This window comes from Teredinibacter purpureus (assembly GCF_014217335.1).
Classification (GTDB): Bacteria; Pseudomonadota; Gammaproteobacteria; order Pseudomonadales; family Cellvibrionaceae; genus Teredinibacter; species Teredinibacter purpureus.
In genome coordinates, this window is sequence record NZ_CP060092.1 from 3037382 (window position 1) to 3061589 (window position 24208).

Sequence of the window (24208 nt, forward strand, 5' to 3'; positions counted from 1 at the left end):
TGGCGTTAGCGTTAGATAGTGATTTGCTTGGGGTATTTCAATACCCATAAAAAAAGCCGCGAGTTTACACTGGCGGCTTTGGGTGTTTATACGAACGGATGGTTTAGAATATAGACGGGTTCGCGGGTGGTCGTGTCGCACGTTCAGGGAAGTCGCGAGTGGTAGCACCTTTGTAGAGTTGGCGCGGGCGGCCAATTTTATAGCCGTCGGTGATCATTTCGTGCCAGTGAGCTATCCAGCCAACCGTTCGACCTGTTGCAAAAATAACGGTGAACATGTCGGTAGGAATACCGATGGCCTTCATAATAATCCCAGAATAGAAATCTACGTTAGGGTAGAGTTTCTTTTCGATGAAGTAGGGGTCTTCCAGTGCAATTTGCTCTAAGCGCTTAGCTATTTTTAATAGGGGGTCGTCACCTAGGCCTAGTTCTTCTAGTACTTCATCGCAGGTTTCTTTCATTACGGTGGCGCGAGGGTCGAAGTTTTTGTAAACCCTATGCCCGAACCCCATTAGGCGGAAGGGGTCATCTTTGTCTTTTGCGCGAGCAACAAACTTATCGATGTTCTTCTCGTCGCCAATCTCTTCAAGCATGTTTAAAACGGCTTCGTTGGCGCCGCCGTGTGCGGGCCCCCATAAGGTGGCAATACCAGCCGCAATACAGGCAAAGGGGTTGGCGCCTGATGAACCTGCTAAGCGAACGGTGGACGTTGAGGCGTTTTGTTCGTGATCGGCGTGTAGTAAGAATATGCGATCCATTGCGCGGGCAATAACAGGGTTTACGTCGGGGTCATTGCACGGTGAGCCAAACATCATATGTAAAAAGTTTTCGGCGTATCCCAAATTGTTGTCTGGATACATGAAAGGCTGGCCTTGAGAGTGTTTGTAACACATCGCTGCGAGGGTTGGCATTTTGGCGATTAAGCGGTGTGCGGATATGATGCGATGGCGCGCGTTATTGATATCGAGAGAGTCATGGTAAAAAGCCGATAATGCTCCGACTATGCCGCACATCATTGCCATAGGGTGGGAATCGTAATGAAAACCACGAAAGAAGCGTGAGATCGATTCATGAACCATTGTGTGGTTTGTAATAATGTTAACGAATTCGCTGTATTCGCTTTCTGATGGTAGTTCGCCGTGCAACAATAAATAACAGCTTTCCAAATAATCGGAATTTTTTGCAAGGGTGTCGATGGGATATCCGCGGTGTAAAAGTACACCCTTGTCGCCATCAATATAAGTGATTTTAGATTCGCAAGACGCGGTAGAAACAAAACCGGGGTCGTATGTGAAGTAGCCTTTGCCTGTTAAGGCTCGCACGTCGATAACTTCTGGGCCAGTGGTACCGGCATATACCGGTAACTCAATGGTTTCGCCCAGGCCATCGACCGTTAAGCTTGCTTTCTTATCAGTCATATTGGACTCCTGTGTAACAAGTAATGTGCTCTAAATCTTAGAACAAGAACACATTTAATCTGAATTTGCGTAGCTGCTTGGTGCGCAGACACATGAGGTGCGAATCGAGCACGTGTAATAACTCGCCGCTTATTTTCATTATTGGTCAGTATATTTCACCTGAAGTACTTCGCAGCAGTGGACATTAGTATAATGCTGCCGCTGTGTTGGGCTGTACAAAGTTAGATCGATTAGAGGGTGTTGGTCAATAAGTAGACATTGATGAGCGCCTCTAGCGAGAGTTATCCCTGCGAAGAGGCATGATTATAGAGAATTTTGCTCTCTTAAGTGTAGTCTTGCGCTGAGCAGAATCAAAAAAACCTGCTTTAATAAAAAAGGAATGGTTGATTTTTAGTCTTTATGTTCCGTTATGGTGAACATTTTGTTTATTTGTCCAATGTGGTGCGTATAGTGCTATGCATAGGATTAATATTGTGCCTTAAGTGCTTATAAATAATTGTAATTTTACTGTCGTCTAACTATAATTTCGCGCGTTTCCAAAGGCGCGCTCGCGCAAGGTTGTGGCGCGTTAATCGTTAAAATCGCCTTCCCTAACACATTCAGTAAACTCGACTTGCTTCGCCAATGGTTTTATTGGTACCGGCCCTTCGCAGTCTGTCTGCCCGTAGCTCCGAGTACGGCAAATTTAGTTTTGTCTGAGTGTGTAAGTGGTTGTTATCGGTTTGTTATCGGCAGCGTTGTCAATTGGCCGTTGTTGCGAGCAGCGAAGCTAATGGAAAGTGGCCGAACAAATTTTATTCTAACCCTGGTAACCAAGGTGCAACACGACTGTGAATAAGAACAGACCTGTTAATCTGGATCTCTCAACTATTAAGTTTCCTGTAACGGCAATTGTCTCCATATTGCATCGCGTCTCCGGTGTGGTAATGCTAGGCGGTGTGATCGTATTGCTTTATATGCTTGATATGAGTTTGTCCTCCGAAAAATCCTACGACGAATTAGCAAGCTTGATGGCGCTGCCATGGGCAAAACTAATTTTATGGGCTGTGCTATCTGCACTGGCTTATCACTTTGTTGCCGGTGTTAGGCATCTTATTATGGACTTAGGTGTAGGTGAGTCACTAGAAGGTGGAAAGCTTGGCGCCAAGATCTCCATATTCCTTTCTGTTGTGTTAATCATTTCTGCGGGGTTCTGGGTATGGTAACGGCCGTAACAACTTGGGGGCGCAGCGGCCTCTACGACTGGCTCGTGCAGCGTTTTAGTGCTGTTGTTCTTGCCGCTTATACTGTTTTGGTGGTGGGCTTTATAGTGTTTCATCCGGGCATGACGTTTGATGACTGGTCGGGATTGTACGGCCAGCTGTGGATGCGCGTATTCAGCCTTTTAGTTTTAGTGTGCACTATCGCGCATGGTTGGATTGGTTTGTGGGGTGTTCTCACAGACTATGTCACAACACGTATGATGGGTCGCTCTGCTTTAGCGCTACGTATGTTTATATTATTTTTCTATGCACTAATCAATGTTGGTTTCCTCGTTTGGGGCGTTGAGATTTTGTGGGGGTTCAATTAATGGGTAACATCCGAACAATTTCATTCGACGGTATTGTGATTGGTGGCGGTGGCGCAGGTATGCGTGCAGCGTTACAGATGGCGCAATCAGGTTTTAAGACCGCCGTGGTCACTAAGGTCTTTCCTACACGGTCTCATACGGTATCGGCTCAAGGCGGTATTACTTGCGCTATTGGTAGCTCAGACCCAGAAGATGATTGGCGCTGGCATATGTATGACACCGTTAAAGGCTCCGATTATATTGGCGATCAGGATGCCATTGAATATATGTGTTCGGTAGGCCCAGAGGCGGTCTTTGAGTTGGAACATATGGGCTTGCCGTTTTCTCGTACAGACGATGGTCGTATATACCAGCGGCCGTTTGGGGGGCAATCTAAGGACTTTGGCCGAGGTGGTCAGGCGGCTCGGACGTGCGCAGCGGCAGATCGTACGGGTCACGCTTTATTGCATGCGCTTTATCAAGGCAATGTTAAGAACGACACCGTTTTCTTGAATGAGTGGTTTGCTGTTGATTTAGTTAAAAACCAAGATGGCGCGGTATGTGGTGTTATCGCTATTAATATGGAAGACGGTGAAGTCGTCTATATCAAGTCTAAAGCCACGGTTCTTGCAACGGGTGGTGCCGGTCGAATATTTGCTTCTACTACCAATGCACATATCAATACCGGTGACGGTATTGGCATGGCGCTGCGTAGTGGTTTTCCTGTGCAAGATATTGAAATGTGGCAGTTCCATCCAACAGGTATTCACGGTGCTGGTGTGTTAGTTACTGAAGGCTGTCGAGGCGAAGGTGGATATCTTGTCAACAAAGATGGTGAGCGTTTTATGGAGCGCTATGCGCCGAACGCGAAAGATTTGGCCGGTCGTGATGTAGTTGCTCGCTCTATGGTATTAGAAATATTGGCGGGGCGTGGCTGCGGTGAAAATGGCGATCATGTGTTTTTAAAGTTGGATCACTTGGGCGCCGATACTCTTAATCAGCGTTTGCCGGGGATCTTAGAGCTTTCTAGAACATTTGCGCATGCAGACCCCATTAAAGAACCTATTCCTGTTGTTCCAACGTGCCACTACATGATGGGCGGTATTCCCACCAATGTTAATGGCCAAGTGCTAACGCAGAATGAAAAAGGCGAAGACACCGTTGTTGAAGGCTTCTACGCATGTGGTGAAGTTGCTTGTGTATCGGTTCACGGCGCTAACCGTTTAGGCGGTAATTCATTACTGGATCTTGTGGTGTTTGGGCGCGCTTCTGGTCTCTATATTGAGAAAGCATTACGCGAGGGTATTGAGCTTAGAGACCCCAGCGCGTCAGATATGGATGCCGCGATGTCTCGATTGAACAAGGTTAATACAAGTACTTCCGGTGAGAATGCAACAGTTCTTCGGGCTGAGCTGCAAGCTATCATGCAAAATCACTTTGGTGTTTTCCGTAAAGGTGAGTTTATGCAGGAAGGTATTAAAAAGTTGGCGGCGTTACGTTCTCGTATTGAAAACGTATCGTTATCAGATAAAAGTAACGCCTTTAATACTGCGCGTATTGAAGCGTTGGAAGTTCAAAACCTATTTGAAGTTGCTGAGGCCACGGCTATCGCAGCCGAAGAGCGAAAGGAGTCTCGTGGTGCGCATGCAAGGGAAGATTTCCAGGAACGCGACGATAAAAATTGGTTGTGCCACTCCATGTACTTCCCTGGAGAAAAGCGTGTGACTAAGCGTGACGTGAATTTCACGCCGAAAACAATGGAAGCCTTCGAACCTAAAGTTCGTACCTACTAGAGATAGGGTGCAAAAGACTATGCTGAAAGTTGAAGTTTATCGCTACAATCCTGAAACGGACAAAGAACCCTATATGCAAACCTATGAGCTAGATACTCAAGGTAGAGACCTTATGGTCTTGGACGTGTTAGAAATGCTGAAGGGGGAGGATCCCTCTCTAACGTTCCGACGTTCTTGTCGAGAGGGCGTTTGTGGCTCTGATGGTGTGAATATTTCAGGTAAAAATGGGCTAGCCTGTGTAACGCCATTATCGGAATGTGTCAAAAAGAACAAATTGGTATTGCGTCCACTACCTGGCTTGCCCGTTATTCGTGATTTAATCATCGATATGAGTCAGTTTTATGCTCAATTTCGTAAGGTTGACCCTTTTCTTCAAAATGACGCTCCAGCACCGGCAATTGAGCGGCTTCAGTCTCCTGAAGAGCGCGAAAAGTTAGACGGGCTATATGAGTGTATTTTGTGCGCTTGCTGTTCAACAAGTTGCCCGTCATTTTGGTGGAACCCCGATAAATTTATTGGCCCTGCAGGCTTGTTGCAGGCCTATCGGTTCTTGGCCGATAGTCGTGATACGGCTACTGAGGAGCGTCTAAGTAAATTAGATGACCCGTTTAGTGTATTCCGCTGTCATGGCATCCAAAACTGTGTTGATGTATGCCCGAAGGGCTTAAATCCTACACGCGCCATCGGTCATATCCGAAGCATGCTGTTGCATCGTGGCACTTAGAAGGCTCAATTGACCGGAATGGTTAAATTGAAGGGGTAGGGTGTCGGTATGGCACCTGCTCAATTTAAGTTGGCGGAGCTTAGTGGTTTTCACTACTTCGGTTTCTTCGATAATAGAGATTCGAGTTTTTGTACTGATTAGCTTGAGCGCTAATTTGAATGAAAAATGATTATTGAGTTCGTGCTTGCACTCTTAACTTCGCAAGCTTTTCTACGCGGTGACTAAAACCATGCAAGAAAGTTTAATGGAGGCACTCTGGAAAACGGGCCACATATCCGGTAGCAATGCTGCATACGTGGAAGACGTTTACGAGTCATATTTACAGGACCCTAACTCTGTGCCGGAAGAGTGGCGAGAGTATTTCGAAAAGCTTCCCACCGTTAATGGTGGTACAGGGGTTGATGTACGCCATTCTGAAATTATTGAATATTTTGAATTACTGGGTCGTAACCGCGCTCGCCCAATGGTTGCCCCAGGTGAAGGTGCTGCCAATATTGCCCATGAGCGTAAGCAAGTTGAGGTTGTTCAGCTGGTTAATGCTTATCGGTTAAGTGGCCATCAAAAAGCCAAGTTAGACCCTTTAAACTTACGCGAAAGACGCAGCCCGCAAGATCTTGATTTGGGGTTTCATGGTCTAAACACAGCAGATCTAGATTCTGTGTTTCAAACCGGCGATTTGTCGTTTGGTTATCAAGAAGCCTCTCTTAGCGAAATTATTTCCGATTTGGAGAAAACATACTGCGGTACGATCGGTGCCGAAGTTATGCATATCACGAATTATGAAGAGCGTAGGTGGTTGTTGCAGCGCTTAGAGGGCAGTCGATCTTGTCCTGATTTTGGCGAGAAAACAAAGCTTCATTTGCTGCGTCGATTGACCGCTGCTGAAGGGTTGGAACGCCATTTAGACAGTAAGTACCCTGGAACGAAACGTTTTGGTCTTGAAGGTGGTGAGAGCCTAATACCGTTATTGGATACGCTCATTAATCGTTGTGGCGGCTATGGGGCAAAAGAAATGGTTATTGGAATGGCTCACCGTGGCCGTCTCAATACGTTAGTAAATGTTTTAGGTAAAAACCCTGTTGCGTTATTTGATGAATTTGAAGGTAAGAAGTTAGTCGATACTTCTGGTGATGTTAAGTACCACCAGGGTTTCTCTTCGAATGTTATGACGCCCGGTGGCGAAATGCACCTTGCTCTGGCCTTTAACCCATCTCACCTTGAAATTGTTGCGCCTGTTGTAGAAGGTTCTGTTCGAGCACGACAAGATCGTCGATTTGACACTAAGGGTAACAACGTTGTCCCCGTTGTGATCCATGGCGACGCTGCGTTTGCTGGGCAGGGTGTTGTGATGGAAACATTCCAAATGTCACAAACTCGCGCCTACAAAACTGGCGGTACGATGCACCTGGTTATTAATAACCAAGTAGGTTTTACTACTAGCCTGAAAGAGGATTCTCGTTCTACCGAGTATGCAACAGACGTTGCTAAAATGATCGAAGCCCCAATCTTTCACGTCAATGGCGATGATCCAGAGGCCGTAGCGTTTTTAGCGAATTTGGCGGCAGATTACCGTAACGAGTTTGCAAAAGATGTTGTCGTGGATTTAGTGTGTTATCGCCGTCGCGGACACAACGAGACGGATGAGCCTTCTGCTACGCAGCCTCTAATGTATAAAGCTATTCGAGCGCAAAAAACAACGCGTACGCTTTATGCCGAACAGTTGGTGAACGAAGGTGTTTTAAGTGCAGAAGAATCCAATACGATGTCTAACGATTATAGGGCAGCATTGGATCGTGGAGAGCACGTTGCACAAGGTCTTGTCAGCGAGCCAGATTCTTCCTTGTTTGTTGATTGGGCTCCCTATATTGGCCATGATTGGCAAACACCTTACGATAGTACTTATCCCATTCAAGAGCTACAGGCGCTCGCTGAACAAATAAGTCATATTCCTGATGGCGTTCAAGTACAGCGTCAAGTATCAAAAATATACGACGATCGGCGGAAAATGGCTGGTGGTGCATTACCCATTAATTGGGGTATGGCCGAGACGCTTGCCTACGCGACCTTGTTAAAACAAGATTACGCTATACGTTTGACCGGGCAAGATGTCGGTCGAGGTACGTTCTCGCACCGTCATGCTGTGATCCATAATCAGAAAGATGGTGAAAGTTATATTCCTTTGCAGAATGTAAAGCCCGACCAACCAGAATTTGATATTTACGACTCTTTCTTGTCAGAAGAAGCGGTATTGGCTTTTGAGTATGGTTACGCTACAACAACGCCTGGCAAAATGGTTATTTGGGAAGCGCAATTTGGTGATTTCGCAAACGGCGCACAGGTCGTTATCGATCAGTTTATTACCAGTGGCGAACATAAATGGCAGCGCTTATGTGGTTTAACTATGTTACTGCCGCACGGTTATGAAGGGCAGGGGCCAGAGCATTCGTCTGCACGTTTAGAACGATTTATGCAGCTTTGTGCCGAGCATAATATACAAATTTGTATACCGACGACTCCTGCGCAGGTTTATCACATGTTACGTCGCCAAGCGATTCGTTACATGCGTAGGCCACTTGTTGTTATGAGCCCAAAATGGATTCTTCGGCATAAGTTAGCGACCTCTTCGTTGGAAGAGCTGGCCAACGGCACCTTCCAGAGCGTGATTAGCGATGAAAAAGTAGCCGGTGAAAATGCCAAGCGCGTAATTTTGTGCAGCGGTAAAGTTTATTATCATTTGCTCGAAGCTCGTGAGGAGCGCGAACAAGATGACGTGGCTCTGGTGCGCATAGAGCAGTTATATCCTTTTCCTGAAGAAGATCTGCGGGTTGCGTTGAAACCTTACGGGCATGTTAATGATGTCGTATGGTGTCAAGAAGAACCCATGAATCAGGGCGCATGGTATGCCAGTCAGCACCGTATGCGAAGGGTGGTTGAACGCGTTAACGAAGATGCATACTTGCGTTATGTTGGTCGTGCGTCATCGTCAGCTCCTGCGGCAGGTTATATGTCGACCCACCTAGATGAACTGAATAAATTTGTAAATGCAGCATTGGATACGAGTGTTTAAAATCGTTCGTTGATCCACGTTTATTAATCATTGTTTATTACGAGTAACGACTTTTTAGCTAATAAGCGACAAGGACACATTTGAAAATGAGTAACGAAATCAAAGTCCCTACGTTTCCTGAATCTGTACAGGAAGGCACCATTGCAACTTGGCACAAACAGCCCGGCGAAGCATTTTCTCGCGACGAGGTTATTGTTGATATCGAGACCGATAAGGTTGTGCAAGAAGTGCCTGCTCCGGCAGATGGTGTATTGAAAGAGATCCTAAAACAAGAAGGCGATATCGTTACGAGTAACGAGATTATTGCAACCTTTAGTGAAGGCGGTGCAGGTGCTGCACCCGCGGGCAACTCAGAGCCTGCTACAGCAACGAATTCTGCTGAAGCATCGGAAATTATTGCTGCACCGGCGGCTAAAAAATTAGCGGATGAAAAGGGCATTAATCTATCGGACGTTACTGGTACAGGTAAAGGTGGTCGCATCACTAAAGAGGATGTTGCCAATTATAAGGTTAGCGCACCGGTAGAAGTAAAAGCGGCGGTTGCTGCTCCGGTAAAAATTGCATCAGTGCCAGAGCCAATGGCTCCGATCACAGGTGAACGCATTGAAAAACGTGTACCAATGACACGTTTGCGCACTCGAATTGCCGAACGTTTATTGGATGCGACGCAAAATACCGCAATGTTAACGACTTTTAATGAAGTTAACATGGGCCCGATAATGGAGCTTCGCAAGCAATACAAAGATCGTTTTGAAAAAGTGCATAACGGAACGCGTTTGGGTTTTATGGGGTTCTTTGTGAAATCTGCCGTTGAAGCCTTACGTCGTATTCCTGCGGTTAATGCGTCTATTGACGGAAACGATATTGTTTATCATGGTTACCAAGATATTGGCGTTGCGGTTTCTACTCAGAAAGGGTTGGTAGTACCGGTATTACGCAATGTTGAACATATGAGCATTGCCGAAATTGAAAATGGTGTACGCGACTTTGGTTTGCGTGGTCGCGACGGTAAAATTGGCATTGACGAGATGCTGGGTGGTACTTTCACTATCACCAATGGTGGTGTATTTGGTTCGTTATTGTCCACCCCTATATTAAACCCACCGCAGGCCGCAATTTTGGGTATGCATAAAATCCAAGATCGGCCTATGGCGGTAGATGGGGAAGTGAAAATTCTACCGATGATGTATTTGGCTCTGTCATACGATCATCGCATTATTGACGGAAAAGAAGCTGTTCAATTCTTGGTTGCGATTAAAGATATGATCGAAGATCCAGCGCGTATTTTGTTAGAGCTATAGTCCTACGTTATTAAATACGGGTTGGCAGCGTAGCCAGCCCGGTTTTCAATTATTCTAAAATTGCATATACATTACTTTTGGGGTTCATCCTATGTCTGACAAATACGACGTTATCGTTATCGGTTCTGGTCCTGCCGGCTATGTCGCCGCTATACGTGCTGCACAGCTCGGTCTGAAGGTCGCTTGTATCGAAAAGTGGAAAGGAAAAGATGGAAAAGGCGTTAACGGTGGCACTTGTCTAAACGTTGGTTGTATTCCTTCTAAGGCCTTACTCGACAGCTCTCATAAATTCCATGAGGCGAATTCAGCATTTGCGGGTCACGGTATCACTACTGGCGATATTAATATTGATGTACCGTCAATGATCGAGCGAAAAGAGCGCATCGTTAAGCAAATGGCCGGTGGTGTATCGGGCTTGTTTAAAGCCAATAAAGTGACCTCGTTATTTGGAACCGGTAAATTATTAGCAAATCGTAAAGTGTCGTATGTTAATTTTGAAGGCAAAGAGCAAATTTTGGATGCTGAAAATGTCATTTTAGCGTCTGGCTCTATCCCAGTCGCAATACCGGTAGCACCTGTTGATGAAGATGTCATTGTCGATTCTACCGGCGCACTGATTTTTCAAGAAGTACCGAAACGCTTAGGTGTAATCGGTGCTGGAGTTATCGGTTTGGAGTTAAGCAGTGTCTGGAGCCGCTTGGGCTCTAAAGTTGTTCTGCTCGAAGCGATGGATACCTTTTTAGCGATAATGGATCAGCAAATTGCTAAAGAAGCTCAAAAGATCTACAAGAAGCAACATTTGGATATTCGCTTAGGTTGCCGTGTTACGGGTACCGAAGTTGTGGTATCAAAAGGCGCTAAAGAAGTTGTTGTTACTTATACCGATAAAGACGGCAATGAAGCTACAGAAACGTTCGACAAATTAATTGTATGTGTAGGGCGTCGTCCGTTTACAGACGGTTTGCTAGCAGACGACAGTGGTGTAAAGCTGGATGAGCGTGGTTCTATTTATGCGAATGACCTGTGTTCTACTAGTGCGCCAGGCGTTTGGGCTATTGGTGATGTTGTGCGTGGGCCAATGCTTGCGCATAAAGGTTCGGAAGAAGGTGTAATGGTCGCAGAGCGCATCGCAGGCCAAAAGACCGTTATGAATTACGATATTATTCCTAACGTAATTTATACCCATCCAGAAATTGCAGCGGTTGGGCGTACGGAAGAACAAATTAAAGCTGACGGCGAACCCTATAATGTTGGCACCTTTCCGTTTATGGCCATTGGCCGTGCGGTAGCTGCTGATGAATCGGATGGCATGGTTAAAATAATTGCCCATGCTGAAACCGACCGCGTATTGGGCGCTCATATTGTTGGCCCATGCGCGCCTGACTTGGTGCAACAAGTTGCTATTGCCATGGAATTTGGCTCAAGTGCAGAAGATATTGGTATGACTGTGTTCGGGCATCCAACATTCTCTGAAGCAGTTAAGGAAGCGGCATTAGCAGTTAATGGGCATGCGATTCACATGCCCAACCGAAAAAAACGCAAATAGCAAAACAATAAAGCGTACCTAAATACCGGTCGGCCCAAAAAGTCGGCGGGATCGATTTAATAACTGTTCCTCGCACGGCTTGAACAGCTTGCTAGGGAACTATGGGAAGCAACAATGAATTTACATGAGTATCAGGGTAAGCAGCTATTTGCTGAATACGGTTTGCCTGTATCAAAAGGGATCGCCGCTGAAACACCGGCAGAGGCCGCTAATGCTGTAGACGTATTAGGCGGTAAGAAGTGGGTCGTAAAGGCGCAGGTTCACGCGGGTGGTCGAGGTAAGGCGGGCGGTGTGAAGCTTGTATCTTCTAAAGCTGAAATAGAAGCGTTCGCTCAGCAGTGGCTAGGCCAAAACTTGGTGACCTATCAAACGGACGAGAACGGGCAGCCGGTTAGTCGTATTTTGGTTGAAGATTGTACTGATATTGAGCAAGAATTATATCTGGGGGCTGTTGTCGACCGTTCAACACGGCGTATTGTTTTTATGGCGTCTACGGAAGGCGGCGTAGAGATTGAAAAAGTAGCCGAAGAAACACCAGAAAAGATTTTGAAAGCGGAAATAGATCCGTTAACAGGTGCTCAGCCTTATCAGGGGCGTGAGTTAGCGTTTAAGCTTGGATTAAACGGCAAGCAAGTTAAGCAATTTACACAAATTTTTCTTGGCTTAGCCAAAATGTTTCAAGAGAAAGATTTGGCGTTATTAGAAATTAACCCACTTGTTATCACGACCGAAGGTAACCTGCATTGCTTAGACGCAAAAATTAATATTGACGGTAATGCTATGTACCGTCAGCCTGCTCTAAAAGAAATGCACGATCCTTCACAAGAAGATGAGCGTGAAGCGCATGCTGCAAAATGGGAACTCAACTACGTAGCTCTCGATGGCAATATCGGGTGTATGGTTAACGGCGCAGGTTTGGCGATGGGCACAATGGATATCGTTAAATTGCACGGTGGAGAACCCGCTAACTTCCTTGATGTGGGTGGCGGCGCGACGAAAGAACGCGTTGTAGAAGCGTTTAAAATTATTTTATCGGATCAAAATGTATCGGCGGTGTTGATTAATATCTTTGGCGGTATTGTACGTTGTGATTTGATTGCTGAGGGCGTTATTGGTGCTGTTGAAGAAGTTGGCGTGAAAATTCCAGTGGTGTGTCGTTTAGAAGGAAATAATGCTGAAGTAGGGGCCAAGGTTCTCGCTGATAGTGGTTTGAATATTATCGCTGCCACCAGTTTGACTGATGCCGCACAACAAGTCGTAAAAGCTGCGGAGGCCAAATAATGAGCGTTCTAATCGATAAAAACACTAAAGTACTTTGTCAGGGGTTTACCGGTTCACAAGGTACATTCCATTCAGAGCAGGCCATTGAGTACGGCACTAAAATGGTTGGCGGAGTTACGCCAGGAAAAGGCGGCCAAACGCATTTGGGGTTGCCTGTTTTTAATACCATGCTTGAAGCCGTTGCGGCTACTGGCGCTGATGCATCGGTTATTTATGTGCCTGCACCATTCTGCAAAGATTCTATATTAGAAGCGGCAAATAGCGGTGTGAAATTGGTAGTGTGTATTACTGAAGGTATACCCACTCTCGATATGCTTGAGTGTAAAGTAAAGTGCGATGAGCTTGGTGTACAGCTGATTGGCCCTAACTGCCCCGGCGTGATTACGCCTGGTGAATGTAAAATTGGTATCATGCCTGGACATATCCATTTGCCGGGTAAGGTTGGCATTGTTTCACGCTCCGGTACATTAACGTATGAAGCGGTTAAGCAAACGACTGATTATGGTTATGGTCAGTCAACCTGTGTTGGTATTGGTGGTGATCCTATTCCTGGTTCTAACTTCATCGATATTCTCGAGTTGTTTGAGAAAGATGAAAAGACTGAAGCGATTGTTATGATTGGTGAAATTGGTGGCACTGCAGAAGAAGAGGCAGCGGCTTATATCAAAGAGCATGTCACTAAGCCTGTCGTCTCCTATATTGCAGGTGTTACCGCTCCGGCGGGCAAGCGTATGGGGCACGCAGGTGCGATAATATCTGGCGGTAAGGGCACAGCTGATGAGAAGTTCGCTGCGCTAGAAGATGCTGGTGTTAAAACTGTGCGTAGCTTGGCTGAGATTGGTGATGGCTTAAAAGAAATTACCGGCTGGTAGTTTTTTAATCTGTATGCAAAAAGCTCTTGTTGAAAAGCAAGGGCTTTTTTTACGTCTGAAATTTGTACTTTAGCGTTGCTGGTGACTGAAAAGAAAAGCGTTCTAAATATACTTTTTGAGTGCTGCCAGAGTCGACGGTTGTGGTTCTATAAGAATATGCATTAGCCCGCTCGTCGAAAGATTTCCCATCATGGTAGTATGCAATTTTCCGACAATAGAAAGGTGAGAATTGAGATGAAAGCAAAGTTTATAGTCTTGTTAAGCTTCGTAGGAGCGGTATTGTTTGGCATGGGCTGCACTTGGGTCAAGCCTGTAGAGGGGGTTGAGAGTATTGCCTTGGTGAAGGCGGCCGTAGTGCAAGACTGTGAGAAGCTGGTGACGAGCACGGTGTTGGTGACACATAAAGTGGGGTTTATTAATCGAAACCCAAGTAAAGTTGCTAATGAGCTTTTGACGCTTGCCCGCAATGAAGCAGTTGCACTCGACGCTGATACCATTGTCGCTGAGGGGCCAGCAATGGAAGGTAAACAGCGTTTCGGTCTATATCAGTGTCGTTAAGCCGATAAGTGTACGACGTCTCCTGGCTGTAAATACCCAGTATTTCTATTTTTTTTGGCGCCTGTAGTCAATGCTATCCCTTAGATAACCTTAATTTCAATCCATAAGGTTATCTAATCCCTTGAATTATTGCTCGAGCATCTCCATATAAGCCAGCAACTTGATCGTAAGAATTTGGCGCATAGCGCCCAGAACTGAGCTTAGGAGCACCCCATGACAGTAGAGGCCACTAAAGAAACACGTGGATTTGAAACGGAAGCAAAGCAGCTTTTGCATCTAATGATTCATTCGCTTTACTCCAATAAAGAGATATTTCTTCGTGAGTTGGTATCAAATGCCTCTGACGCTGCCGATAAACTGCGCTTTGAAGCATTGAATAACGGGGCGTTGTACGAAAGTGACCCCGATCTAAACATTCGCATCAGTTTTGATAAAGAAGCTAATACGGTCACTATTACTGATAATGGTATTGGCATGACCCGAGACGAAGTTGTTGATCATCTTGGTACTATTGCTAAGTCAGGCACTGCTGCATTTTTATCGAACCTTACTGGTGATGAAAAGAAAGATTCACATCTCATTGGTCAATTCGGTGTGGGCTTTTACTCTGCATTTATTGTTGCGGATAGAGTAACGGTTGAAACTCGTCGCGCTGGCGCAGCTGAAAGTGAGGGCGTACGCTGGGAAAGTGCTGGAGAAGCAGAATACAGTGTCGAGACCATTGAGCGTACGCTACGTGGTACGTCTGTTATATTGCATTTGAAGTCGGATCAGCAAGAGTTTGCCGACGGTTGGCGGTTGCGGTCTATCATCAAGAAATACTCGGATCATATTTCATTACCGATAATCATGGAAAAAGAGCAGGCGGGTGATGATAAAGAGGCTAGTGAGCCTGAAGATGAAACCGTTAATACGGCAACTGCGTTGTGGACTCGTTCAAGAAACGACGTTACAGAAGAAGAATATATTGAGTTCTACAAGCACGTTTCCCATGACTTTGCCGAGCCGGCTAAGTGGAGCCATAATCGCGTAGAAGGTAAATTAGATTACACTAGTTTGTTATACCTTCCAGCAAAAGCTCCCTTCGATTTGTATAACCGAGATGCTGCACGCGGCTTGAAGTTGTACGTGCAACGCACCTTCATAATGGACGACGCTGAACAGTTTCTCCCTCTTTATTTGCGATTCATAAAGGGTGTTATTGATTCAAATGATTTGTCATTAAATGTCTCGCGTGAAATCCTTCAGAAAGACCCTAACATTGACAGTATGCGTTCAGCAATGACTAAGCGTGTCTTGGATATGTTGGAAAAATTGCGTAAGAACGATGCAGAAAAATACGCTGTATTCTGGAAAGAGTTTGGGCAGGTATTAAAAGAAGGGCCAGCGGAAGATTTTGCTAACAAAGAAAAAATTGCTGCATTGATGCAATTCGCAACTACCGAAAATGATACGGACGAGCAAGTAAACTCCCTTGATAGTTATATTGAGCGAATGACAGAAGGCCAAGACAAAATATATTACGTTGTGGCCGAAAACTTTAATACCGCTAAAAACAGCCCACATTTAGAAGTTTTCCGCAAAAAAGGTATTGAGGTACTTCTCTTGAGTGACCGTGTTGACGATTGGCTAATGGGTCACCTAGCGGAATACAAAGACAAGCAGTTTCAAGATGTAGGGAAGGGCGCCTTAGATCTAGGCAAGCTTGACAGCGAAGATGAGAAAAAAGAACAGGAGAAAATAGAAAAGGATTCTCAGGATTTCGTTAAGCGTATTCAAGATGTATTGGCGGGCGAAGTTGAAGAGGTTCGTGTTACGCATCGCTTAACGGAATCTCCAGCATGTTTAGTTGTTGGAGACGATGACATGGGCGCTCAAATGCGCCGTCTCTTAGAGTCTGCAGGCCAAGCTGTGCCAGAATCAAAGCCAAGCATTGAGGTGAATCCGCAGCATCCTTTAGTTCAAAAAATGGATAGCGAAACGGACGAGGATCGCTTTGCTGATCTAGCTCACGTGCTATTTGATCAAGCTAACTTGGCGGAAGGGGGAAGTTTGAAAGATCCCGCGGCCTATGTGCGGCGGTTAAATAAGCTACTGATGGATGTATCCTAAGTAAAAAATGGCGCTTCGGCGCCATTTTTTTTGCGGTGAGTTTAACCCCAGTCATCGTCGTTGGCTTTAGTTTCTAAATATGTGTATCGAAACACCTTGGCGGTAAGATAATGCTAGGAGCATTGCGTAATACGTTAACGGTAGGTTGCTAATGTGATTCATTCAGCTGAATGTCCAATGTTGCTGCCTTTTAATGTGAAATAGTGGTTCCTACGCTTAACCACAAAGGTACGGATGCACTTAGGCTTGTCTAGAAGAGCAAGCGAGTGTTTATTCGATTATACTGTGCAAAAGTAGAATAACCTCAGCAGGATAGACCATGCCCGAAGCATTAACGGTTGCAGTACTAGGTGGGGGAAGCTTTGGTACGGCTATCGCCAATATTATTGCCACCAATGGAAATAAAACGTATCTATGGATGCGCGATCAAGCGCGCGCCGAAATATGCCAAGAAACACGCGAAAACGCCGAGTACTTACCTGGCTACTCTCTACACCCTAATCTTGTCGTCACTTCAGATCTTTTGCATTGTGTAGAAGAGTGTGATGTGGTCACTATCTCTGTACCTAGCAAGTCATTTCGCGAGGTTGTCCGCTTAGTTGCACCTCATATACGTCCGAACACTATCGTCATCAGCACAACAAAAGGCATAGAGGGTGATAGCTTCTTGTTGATGAGTCAAATTCTTGAGCAGGAGCTGGATAACGTGCGTATTGGCGCGTTGAGTGGGCCAAACTTTGCGAAAGAAATTATTCAAAACCAGTACACGGGCAGTGTTATTGCCAGTGAAGATGATTCGGTTATTGATTGTGTTCAGCAAGCCTTTTCTTCGCAGACATTTAGAATTTATAGTAATCACGACAGGTATGGCGTAGAACTGGGTGGTGCGCTAAAGAATGTGTACGCCATCATTACGGGCATGGCCGCAGCATTAGGGTGTGGCAGTAACACGATGGCCATGTTGCTTACGAGAAGCCTTGCCGAAATGAATCGTATGGCAATTGAGCTGGGCGCAAATCCGATGACCTTTTTGGGGTTGGCGGGAGTCGGTGACTTAGTCCTAACGTGTACTTCCGATTTAAGTCGTAACTACCGAGTGGGTTATGCGCTCGGGCAAGGAAAGAAGTTGGACCAAATTCTTGAAGAAATTGGTCAAGTGGCTGAAGGCGTGAATACGCTGCGCATTGTTAAAGAAAAGGCGGAAGATATTAATGTATATATGCCGCTTGTGGCTGGTCTCTATGAAATTCTGTTTAACGACCGCGATATTTTGGAAGTAGTACAAGGTCTGATGACAGGTGAACTAAGTAGTGATGTTGATATGCAAGGAGGAGTCTGATGGACGAACAACTGAAATCGAACCTAACGTCGAGTAAACATTGGTTCAGGTTAATTTACATGGTCTTATTTGCCGTTTTTCTACAGCTCGCGTTAAGTGTGATGTGGATACTCGTCGTGATCCAGTTTTTATTTGCGCTTATTACCGGTAATGATAATAAAAAGTTGAGGACATTCGGTGGCTCATTAATTGATTATATTGCCGATACAATCGCGTTTTTAACGTACAACAGTGAAGATAAACCTTTTCCATTTTCTGATTGGCCAGAATATACCGGTGTCGATGTAGCCGTTGATGAAACAGTATCGACAGTTACTCCCGCTGATGAAGTTGAACCTACTGATACTGGTAGCGTTCAAGATACCAACAAAGCAGAGTAACAGTGTGTGGTTAATGTCTACGTTTTTCGTCATGGTGAAGCAGAACACAATTTTCATTCCGATTGTGAGCGTAACTTAACCCAGAATGGGCGAGCGCAGATACGCGACAGTGTAAGCCAGCATTTGCCGCACTTGCAGTCTGTTGGTCTAGTCTTGACCAGTTCGTTGGTGCGTGCGAAGCAGAGCGGTGAGATTATCACCTCATCGCTTAATCTTGCAGGGGCTCAAGAAGTGGACTGGCTGGCGCCCGCATCAAGTGTCAGCGAAGCCGTTGAGTGTTTGCATAAGGTAGTATTAAATAGTGGCCACAACGCTATTGTGTTGGTAACTCATCTACCTTTCGTAGCCAGTTTTTTAGAATCTCTATGCGGTTTGAATCGAGGTGCTATTGTGATGCCTACCGGCAGTGTGGCTGCAATTAATGCAGAGGTGATCGCGGCATCCTGCGCTGAGCTACGTTGGCACTATCACCCGCAGTAGGAGAATGATGCAAACCCGTGAAGTGGAATTCAGTGTATTGAGCAATACGCTTAGAGGCGTAAGGTGGGGTAATGGAGGTGGTACGCCTGTCATTGCGTTACATGGTTGGCTGGATAACTGCGCCAGCTTTGAGTTTTTAGCGCCCAAACTCGAGCGTTTTGATATTGTGGCATTGGATCTTCCTGGGCACGGCCGTAGTTATCATCGAGAGCATGTTGGGGCTTATAATATTTGGCAAGATATTGCCGATATTCTCCTTGTGGCAGAGCAGTTGAATTGGCCTGTATTTTCGTTGTTGGCGCATTCTCGTGGTGCCATGATCGCCTCAATTCTAGCGGCATCTTTTCCTGAAAAAATCGATATCGTCATTCTCATTGAATCATTGGTGCCAGAACCGAGTTCTGCACACGACGCGCCTGCGCAACTGTCCTCTTCCGTTCGCAATTTGATGGCATCTCTTAATCGTGAGCGACGTTACTATCCCAGCTTTGAAAAGGCTGTGGCGGCAAGAGTAAACGGTATCATTCCTTTAGGTTATGCGGACGCCCGTGCGCTCGCTCGACGTGGCGTGATGTTGTCGGGACAAGGGTATTATTGGGCAAACGATTCCAAGGCAATGGCGCCTTCAGAGGTAAAGTTTACGGCGGAGCAGGTACGCGCTTTTTTAGGGTGTTTGGCGGCGCCGGTATTAGTGATTGTGGGAAATGAGGGGTTAATTAAGAATTTTGCAGGTTTTACGGAGTACGTAAGCTTGGTGTCCGATATTAAGGTTGTTGAGCTTGAGGGCGATCATTTTTTACATATGTCTTTGCAGGCAACCGAGATCGCTCAGTATGTGAATAGTTTTTATCGGCTTAAAGGTATTGGTGTATATGAATAGATTTGTCAGAGTATGGGTGGGTTTGTGTTTGTCGATAAACGTGTTTGCAGGGGAACCGATCGTTGAGACGTATTTCTTAGATTCTTCTGCCATGTATGAAAAAACGAGGGCGGTAGATCGTCATAGGCTTCTACTTTCCGCCCCTATAAAAATTAATGGTCAATGGGTGTTTGAACGTGATGCGCGCGTAAAAGGTGTTCTCGTAAGTCATACATATGAATTGGCTTCTGAAGTAAGTTTTAGTGAGGCAGGGCAGCGCCTAAGGCAGTATTTTGCCAGCAATAGTGGTCGATTGCTGTATTCCTGTGAGGGGCTAGATTGCGGTAGTAGTAATGTGTGGGCAAATGAAGTTTTTAAAGTTAAGCAATTATACGGTATCGATTCTTCGCAATTTTACCAGGTTTGGGAATTAAATCGGAATGATCAAGCAGAGCTTGTGGTGAGCTATTTGTCGCAGCGAGGTAATCGGCGAACTTACTTACAGGTAGATCGTTTAACGGTTAACCAAAGCCTAGCGTTAAGCATCGCTTCCGATCCGAAATCGTTATGGAAGAATGTGGAAAGTAACGGTTATTGGGTGTTGCCTGGTGATTTATCCGTTCTTGAGCAAAACGTCCACCTTACGTCATTAGCTGAAGCGTTGAAGCTTAACCCTTTACAATATCTGGCTATTGTTGGACATGCGTATGGTGGTGAAAGCTTTGATCAGAATAGTGAGCAGTCAAAAGCGTTGGCCGAGACGGTATTACAATACTTAATTGCTCAAGGCGTTTCGGGTAAGCGTATTCGTGCAGAGGGCGTTGGTTCAATGGCTCCGCGCGTTCGAATGCAAAATGGTTTGCAGCGCGTAGAGTTGGTTATTCAACCGTAGTGACGAACACGGGGCGAGATAGCTAGCGAGCATGCCGCATTATCTTACCCCGTTTTGAGCAATACAATCTTTATTGTAAGAGCGAGAGAAACTCACTGCGAGTACTAGGCTTGCTTCGGAAAGTGCCGAGCATGGATGAGGTCTTCATGAGCGAGTTTTGTTTTTCCACACCACGCATCATCATGCAAAGGTGTTTAGCTTCAATAATCACCCCCACGCCCTCCGCGCCAGTTACACTCTGTACGGTTGTGGCAATTTCTGTTGTCAATTGTTCTTGGATTTGTAGGCGGCGAGCAAACATATCGACAATACGTGCCAGTTTAGATAGCCCAAGTACTTTACCTGTTGGTATGTAGCCAATATGTGCTTTCCCAATAAAGGGCAGCATATGGTGTTCGCAAAGAGAGAAAAGCTCAATATCCTTAACGATGACCATATCGTTAGAGTCTGAAGGGAAAAGCGCGCCGTTCACGACCTCATCCAGTGTTTGACTGTAACCGCTGGTGAGGTATTCAAAGGCGGTTGCTGCACGCGCAGGGGTGTCAACTAAACCGGGTCTTTGTAAGTTCTCGCCTGTGGATTCAATTATCTTGGCAAAATAATCACGGGTGGCTTTGCCGGTTGCCACTTTATTGGTGTCGCACATGTGAATTCCGAAGTAGTTTTTTAAGTCTCGCCTTCCTCAAAGGGGTTAGGCGGGAGGGGGAAAAGACGCTAGAATAACGACCTTTTAGCGATTTGCCAAAATTTATGATGACTAGTCCAATAAATGACCTTATCACAGTGCGCGACTGGATTCGTTGGGGCGCAAGTGAATTTACACGTGCGAATCTGTATTTCGGGCATGGTACCGACAATGCGTGGGATGAAGCTATGGTGCTTGTGCTATGGGCGCTTAGCCAGCCATGGGATCACTTAGAGCAAATTATGGACGCTCGTTTAACGTTAAACGAGCGTGAGACGGTTGCAAATTTACTCATTCGACGCATCGAATCACAGCAGCCAGCAGCGTATTTAACCGGGGAGGCGTGGTTTGGTGGCGTGCGCTTCGAGGTTTCTTCAGATGTGCTGGTACCTCGCTCTCCTATCGCAGAGCTTGTATTGGCGGGCTTTCAGCCGTGGGTGACTGAATACCCTCAATCTATATTAGATTTGTGTACCGGTAGTGGGTGCATTGGTTTGTTGTGTGCTGAAATGTTTTCTGAAGCCAGTGTAGACCTCAGTGACGTATCACCGAAGGCACTGGCAATAGCGAAGCGCAATATCGAGAGCCTTGGGCACCAAGATCGAGTCAATATTATTGAGTCTGATGTGTTTAACGCTGAAGAATTTGTAGGGAAGACCTATGATTTGATTGTATCGAACCCGCCTTATGTAGACGCCAAAGATTTAGCGTCGATGCCTGCCGAGTATCACGCTGAGCCTGCGTTGGGGCTGGCGTCGGGTGAAGATGGGTTGAATTTAACGAGAAGAATATTGCGCGACGCATTATTACATTTGAACCCCGGCGGTATATTGGTGGTTGAAGTAGGTAATAGCTGGGAAGCGTTGGAAGAAACTTACCCAGAAGTTGATTTTTTCTGGCCCGAATTTGAAAATGGCGGTCATGGCATTTTTATATTGACGGCCGAGCAATTGTTGGAATATGGATCGCTGTTTACCGGCCATTAATATGTGGCAATTGTAAAAAGGTTCAATAGCTGAATTTTAGTTAATAATAACGAGAGATTTATGTCTGGTAATACGTTTGGCAAATTATTCACAGTTACGTCTTTTGGTGAAAGCCATGGTTTGGCTTTAGGTTGTATTGTTGATGGATGCCCTCCTGGGATCCCTTTAACGGAAGAAGATCTCCAGCTAGATTTAGATCGCCGCAAGCCCGGCCAGTCACGATTTACAACTCAGCGAAGAGAGGCTGATCAAGTTAAGATTTTATCGGGCGTTTTCGAAGGGAAGACGACAGGCACGCCTATAGGAATGTTAATCGAAAACACCGATCAACGATCAAAAGACTATTCAAAAATAAAAGATCAGTTTCGACCTGCTCATGCCGATTACACTTATATGAAAAAATACGGTATTCGTGATTATCGAGGAGGTGGCCGCTCATCCGCTCGAGAGACCGCAATGCGTGTTGCTGCAGGTGCTTTAGCGAAGAAGGTTTTGAAGCAATTCTGGGGAATAGACGTTCGTGGGTACTTATCGCAACTCGGGCCAATTAAAATCGACACTGTTGATTGGAGTCAGATTGATCAAAACCCTTTTTTCTGTCCAGATGCATCCAAAATCAAAGAAATGGAAGACTATATGGTTGCGCTGAATAAAGAGGGTAACTCCGTTGGTGCGAAAATTTCTGTTGTTGCAACGAATATGGTCGCCGGTTTTGGCGAGCCCGTTTTCGATCGCCTTGACGCTGATTTGGCTCATGCCTTAATGGGTATAAATGCTGTAAAAGGCGTGGAAATTGGTGCTGGGTTCGATTGCGTTAGCCAAAAGGGCACTGAGCACCGTGATGAAATCACTCCAGAAGGGTTTTTATCTAACCAGGCTGGCGGTGTATTGGGTGGAATATCGACGGGGCAAGATCTAATAGCGCATATTGCGTTGAAGCCAACGTCTAGCTTGCGAATTTCTGGGCGGAGTGTGACGGTTGATGGTGAGCCAGCTGATGTTGTGACAACTGGGCGTCATGATCCTTGTGTCGGTATTCGTGCTACGCCAATTGCCGAAGCCATGATGGCCATCGTATTGCTCGATCATGCTTTGCGGCAGAGAGGTCAAAACGGCGATGCAGGCGCGCATGTATTTACGGTTCCCGCAAGCCCCCAGTCGTAATATCGAATAATCACATGCCATACTGGCGTCTATCGGCCGTCTACTTTTGTTATTTTGCAGTAGTCGGCGCGCTTTCCCCTTACTGGGGACTCTATCTAGATGATTTGGGCTATAAGCCTGCAGAGATAGGATTGCTCTCGGCTATTCCAATGTTGACAAAATTGGCAGCCCCCAATATTTGGGGGGCGCTTGCCGATATATGCGGTAGGCGGCTGTTTATTATTCGTTTAGGCGCTGCCGGTGCGTGTATTTGTTTTGCCGGTATATTTTTTAGCCAAAATTATTTTTGGTTAATTGTGGTGATTTTTGCCTACAGTTTTTTTTGGAACGCCATATTGGCGCAGTTTGAAGTGGTCACGCTCAATTACTTAACGGATGAACCTCATCGTTATAGTCGAATTCGAGTGTGGGGCTCCATTGGTTTTATTGTTACCGTTGTAGTGTTGGGTTACGTGTTAGGTTATGTTTCTGTTCGTTACCTTCCTCTCGTTATATTCTTTTTTCTTACTGGTATTTTTCTCGGTGCAGTTAGCCTGCCGAATGAGCGCGACGCTCATACTCAGCAGTGTATGGGTGATTTTATACGAATAGTAAAACAGCCTGTTGTTATTTGGTTTATGTTGGCAATGACATTACTGCAGGTGAGCCATGGTGTTTACTACACTTTCTACAGCTTATACCTTGAGGATTTCCATTACTCGCGCTCATTTATTGGCATATTATGGGCCATTGGTGTTATTGCAGAAATCGTGGTTTTCCTCAAAATACCGCAATTATTCAGGCAGTTTTCAATCGCAAAATTACTGCAGTTTAGCCTTCTAGTAACAGCCATTCGTTGGGCGGTGATTGGGTTATACCCCAATGCAGTTCTGTTAATTACGGGTATTCAATTACTCCACGCTTTTTCCTTTGGTGTAACCCACGCCATTGCGATTGAGTTTGTGCGTGTGCATTTTGGTTTGGGCTCTCAAAGCCAAGGGCAAGCATTTTATAGCGCCGTGTGTTTTGGGGCAGGAAATGCGATTGGCGCTTATGCAAGCGGTTTGATGTGGGAAGTCGAGCCTTTGTGGGCTTTTGGTTTTGCAGTATTGTCAGCGTTTATTGCCTATTTGATTGCGCTATTTTACCTTCCTGAGAAAAGTTTCGTTTTGTGATTACTGTCGCATAGGTAGGTTTGGCGTAAAATAACTGACACACTCTCTT

At 45.7% G+C, this 24208-nt stretch carries 21 protein-coding genes; 19 read left to right on the forward strand and 2 right to left on the reverse strand.

Annotation, left to right across the window (positions count from 1 at the left end):
* Positions 1–103 precede the first annotated feature (103 nt).
* The gene (gltA, locus tag H5647_RS13385; RefSeq protein ID WP_045859233.1) at positions 104–1417 is read right to left on the reverse strand and encodes a citrate synthase; all 1314 of its coding nucleotides are present in this window, start codon (positions 1415–1417) and stop codon (positions 104–106) included.
* Positions 1418–2247: 830 nt separating this feature from the next.
* Between gltA and sdhC the strand changes: the two genes are divergently transcribed.
* The 16 genes from sdhC to H5647_RS13465 all read left to right on the forward strand — a co-directional run bounded on the left by sdhC (position 2248) and on the right by H5647_RS13465 (position 20170).
* Complete coding sequence (sdhC, locus tag H5647_RS13390) at positions 2248–2622, forward strand: succinate dehydrogenase, cytochrome b556 subunit (protein WP_045859236.1); 375 nt, start codon at positions 2248–2250, stop codon at positions 2620–2622.
* Positions 2616–2987 carry a succinate dehydrogenase, hydrophobic membrane anchor protein gene (sdhD, locus tag H5647_RS13395; RefSeq protein WP_045859238.1) on the forward strand — a complete coding sequence of 124 codons (372 nt, stop codon included), beginning with the start codon at positions 2616–2618 and terminating at the stop codon, positions 2985–2987. The genes sdhC and sdhD overlap by 7 nt, the downstream gene beginning before the upstream one ends.
* Positions 2987–4759: a succinate dehydrogenase flavoprotein subunit gene (sdhA, locus tag H5647_RS13400; RefSeq protein ID WP_045859240.1), complete on the forward strand. Its 1773-nt coding sequence runs from the start codon at positions 2987–2989 to the stop codon at positions 4757–4759. Before sdhD ends, sdhA begins: the two co-directional genes overlap by 1 nt.
* Positions 4760–4778: 19 nt before the next feature.
* Entirely contained in the window at positions 4779–5483 is a 705-nt protein-coding gene (locus tag H5647_RS13405; protein WP_045859242.1) for a succinate dehydrogenase iron-sulfur subunit, read from the forward strand.
* Between the two features lie 229 nt (positions 5484–5712).
* A complete protein-coding gene (locus tag H5647_RS13410; RefSeq protein ID WP_045859246.1) occupies positions 5713–8550 on the forward strand; it encodes a 2-oxoglutarate dehydrogenase E1 component in 2838 nt (945 codons plus the stop codon).
* An 86-nt stretch (positions 8551–8636) separates the two neighbouring features.
* Positions 8637–9851: a 2-oxoglutarate dehydrogenase complex dihydrolipoyllysine-residue succinyltransferase gene (gene odhB / locus H5647_RS13415; protein WP_045859248.1), complete on the forward strand. Its 1215-nt coding sequence runs from the start codon at positions 8637–8639 to the stop codon at positions 9849–9851.
* A 91-nt stretch (positions 9852–9942) separates the two neighbouring features.
* Positions 9943–11397 carry a dihydrolipoyl dehydrogenase gene (gene lpdA / locus H5647_RS13420; protein WP_045859249.1) on the forward strand — a complete coding sequence of 485 codons (1455 nt, stop codon included), beginning with the start codon at positions 9943–9945 and terminating at the stop codon, positions 11395–11397.
* A 114-nt stretch (positions 11398–11511) separates the two neighbouring features.
* Entirely contained in the window at positions 11512–12678 is a 1167-nt protein-coding gene (gene sucC, locus H5647_RS13425; protein WP_045859250.1) for an ADP-forming succinate--CoA ligase subunit beta, read from the forward strand.
* Positions 12678–13550: a succinate--CoA ligase subunit alpha gene (gene sucD / locus H5647_RS13430; RefSeq protein ID WP_045859252.1), complete on the forward strand. Its 873-nt coding sequence runs from the start codon at positions 12678–12680 to the stop codon at positions 13548–13550. Before sucC ends, sucD begins: the two co-directional genes overlap by 1 nt.
* A 234-nt stretch (positions 13551–13784) precedes the next feature.
* Positions 13785–14108: a DUF4156 domain-containing protein gene (locus H5647_RS13435; protein WP_045859254.1), complete on the forward strand. Its 324-nt coding sequence runs from the start codon at positions 13785–13787 to the stop codon at positions 14106–14108.
* A gap of 213 nt (positions 14109–14321) precedes the next feature.
* Entirely contained in the window at positions 14322–16220 is a 1899-nt protein-coding gene (htpG, locus tag H5647_RS13440) for a molecular chaperone HtpG (RefSeq protein WP_045859256.1), read from the forward strand.
* A 319-nt stretch (positions 16221–16539) separates the two neighbouring features.
* Positions 16540–17559, forward strand: coding sequence for an NAD(P)H-dependent glycerol-3-phosphate dehydrogenase (locus H5647_RS13445; protein ID WP_045859258.1), 1020 nt, complete (start codon positions 16540–16542; stop codon positions 17557–17559).
* On the forward strand, positions 17559–17939 hold the full coding sequence (locus tag H5647_RS13450; RefSeq protein WP_082087056.1) for a DUF4389 domain-containing protein: 381 nt from the start codon (positions 17559–17561) through the stop codon (positions 17937–17939). Before H5647_RS13445 ends, H5647_RS13450 begins: the two co-directional genes overlap by 1 nt.
* A gap of 6 nt (positions 17940–17945) precedes the next feature.
* Positions 17946–18419, forward strand: a complete 474-nt coding sequence (sixA, locus tag H5647_RS13455; protein WP_045859260.1) for a phosphohistidine phosphatase SixA — start codon at positions 17946–17948, stop codon at positions 18417–18419.
* Between the two features lie 4 nt (positions 18420–18423).
* Positions 18424–19299, forward strand: a complete 876-nt coding sequence (locus tag H5647_RS13460) for an alpha/beta fold hydrolase (protein ID WP_045859262.1) — start codon at positions 18424–18426, stop codon at positions 19297–19299.
* A complete protein-coding gene (locus tag H5647_RS13465) occupies positions 19292–20170 on the forward strand; it encodes a DUF4892 domain-containing protein (RefSeq protein WP_045859264.1) in 879 nt (292 codons plus the stop codon). The genes H5647_RS13460 and H5647_RS13465 overlap by 8 nt, the downstream gene beginning before the upstream one ends.
* Before the next feature lie 70 nt (positions 20171–20240).
* Here H5647_RS13465 and folE read toward each other — a convergent pair whose 3' ends face one another.
* Positions 20241–20816, reverse strand: coding sequence for a GTP cyclohydrolase I FolE (gene folE / locus H5647_RS13470; protein WP_045859266.1), 576 nt, complete (start codon positions 20814–20816; stop codon positions 20241–20243).
* A 104-nt stretch (positions 20817–20920) separates the two neighbouring features.
* On the opposite strand from folE, the gene prmB reads away from it, so the two are divergent.
* The 3 genes from prmB to H5647_RS13485 are packed head-to-tail and all read left to right on the forward strand — an operon-like array spanning position 20921 to position 24159.
* Entirely contained in the window at positions 20921–21841 is a 921-nt protein-coding gene (gene prmB, locus H5647_RS13475; protein ID WP_045859268.1) for a 50S ribosomal protein L3 N(5)-glutamine methyltransferase, read from the forward strand.
* A 60-nt stretch (positions 21842–21901) separates the two neighbouring features.
* Complete coding sequence (gene aroC / locus H5647_RS13480; protein ID WP_045859270.1) at positions 21902–23005, forward strand: chorismate synthase; 1104 nt, start codon at positions 21902–21904, stop codon at positions 23003–23005.
* Between the two features lie 14 nt (positions 23006–23019).
* Complete coding sequence (locus tag H5647_RS13485) at positions 23020–24159, forward strand: MFS transporter (protein WP_045859272.1); 1140 nt, start codon at positions 23020–23022, stop codon at positions 24157–24159.
* Positions 24160–24208: the final 49 nt, after the last annotated feature.

What these genes read in the sequence shown, in the direction of transcription:
- odhB (WP_045859248.1), top strand. Translation starts at nt 8,637, where the DNA reads ATGAGTAACGAAATCAAAGTCCCTACGTTTCCTGAATCTGTACAGGAA.
- H5647_RS13465 (WP_045859264.1), top strand. Translation starts at nt 19,292, where the DNA reads ATGAATAGATTTGTCAGAGTATGGGTGGGTTTGTGTTTGTCGATAAAC.
- sdhD (WP_045859238.1), top strand. Translation starts at nt 2,616, where the DNA reads ATGGTAACGGCCGTAACAACTTGGGGGCGCAGCGGCCTCTACGACTGG.
- H5647_RS13435 (WP_045859254.1), top strand. Translation starts at nt 13,785, where the DNA reads ATGAAAGCAAAGTTTATAGTCTTGTTAAGCTTCGTAGGAGCGGTATTG.
- lpdA (WP_045859249.1), top strand. Translation starts at nt 9,943, where the DNA reads ATGTCTGACAAATACGACGTTATCGTTATCGGTTCTGGTCCTGCCGGC.
- H5647_RS13450 (WP_082087056.1), top strand. Translation starts at nt 17,559, where the DNA reads ATGGACGAACAACTGAAATCGAACCTAACGTCGAGTAAACATTGGTTC.
- sucC (WP_045859250.1), top strand. Translation starts at nt 11,512, where the DNA reads ATGAATTTACATGAGTATCAGGGTAAGCAGCTATTTGCTGAATACGGT.
- htpG (WP_045859256.1), top strand. Translation starts at nt 14,322, where the DNA reads ATGACAGTAGAGGCCACTAAAGAAACACGTGGATTTGAAACGGAAGCA.
- sdhA (WP_045859240.1), top strand. Translation starts at nt 2,987, where the DNA reads ATGGGTAACATCCGAACAATTTCATTCGACGGTATTGTGATTGGTGGC.
- H5647_RS13460 (WP_045859262.1), top strand. Translation starts at nt 18,424, where the DNA reads ATGATGCAAACCCGTGAAGTGGAATTCAGTGTATTGAGCAATACGCTT.
- H5647_RS13485 (WP_045859272.1), top strand. Translation starts at nt 23,020, where the DNA reads ATGCCATACTGGCGTCTATCGGCCGTCTACTTTTGTTATTTTGCAGTA.
- folE (WP_045859266.1), bottom strand. Translation starts at nt 20,816, where the DNA reads ATGTGCGACACCAATAAAGTGGCAACCGGCAAAGCCACCCGTGATTAT.
- prmB (WP_045859268.1), top strand. Translation starts at nt 20,921, where the DNA reads ATGATGACTAGTCCAATAAATGACCTTATCACAGTGCGCGACTGGATT.
- H5647_RS13445 (WP_045859258.1), top strand. Translation starts at nt 16,540, where the DNA reads ATGCCCGAAGCATTAACGGTTGCAGTACTAGGTGGGGGAAGCTTTGGT.
- aroC (WP_045859270.1), top strand. Translation starts at nt 21,902, where the DNA reads ATGTCTGGTAATACGTTTGGCAAATTATTCACAGTTACGTCTTTTGGT.
- gltA (WP_045859233.1), bottom strand. Translation starts at nt 1,417, where the DNA reads ATGACTGATAAGAAAGCAAGCTTAACGGTCGATGGCCTGGGCGAAACC.
- H5647_RS13410 (WP_045859246.1), top strand. Translation starts at nt 5,713, where the DNA reads ATGCAAGAAAGTTTAATGGAGGCACTCTGGAAAACGGGCCACATATCC.
- sucD (WP_045859252.1), top strand. Translation starts at nt 12,678, where the DNA reads ATGAGCGTTCTAATCGATAAAAACACTAAAGTACTTTGTCAGGGGTTT.
- H5647_RS13405 (WP_045859242.1), top strand. Translation starts at nt 4,779, where the DNA reads ATGCTGAAAGTTGAAGTTTATCGCTACAATCCTGAAACGGACAAAGAA.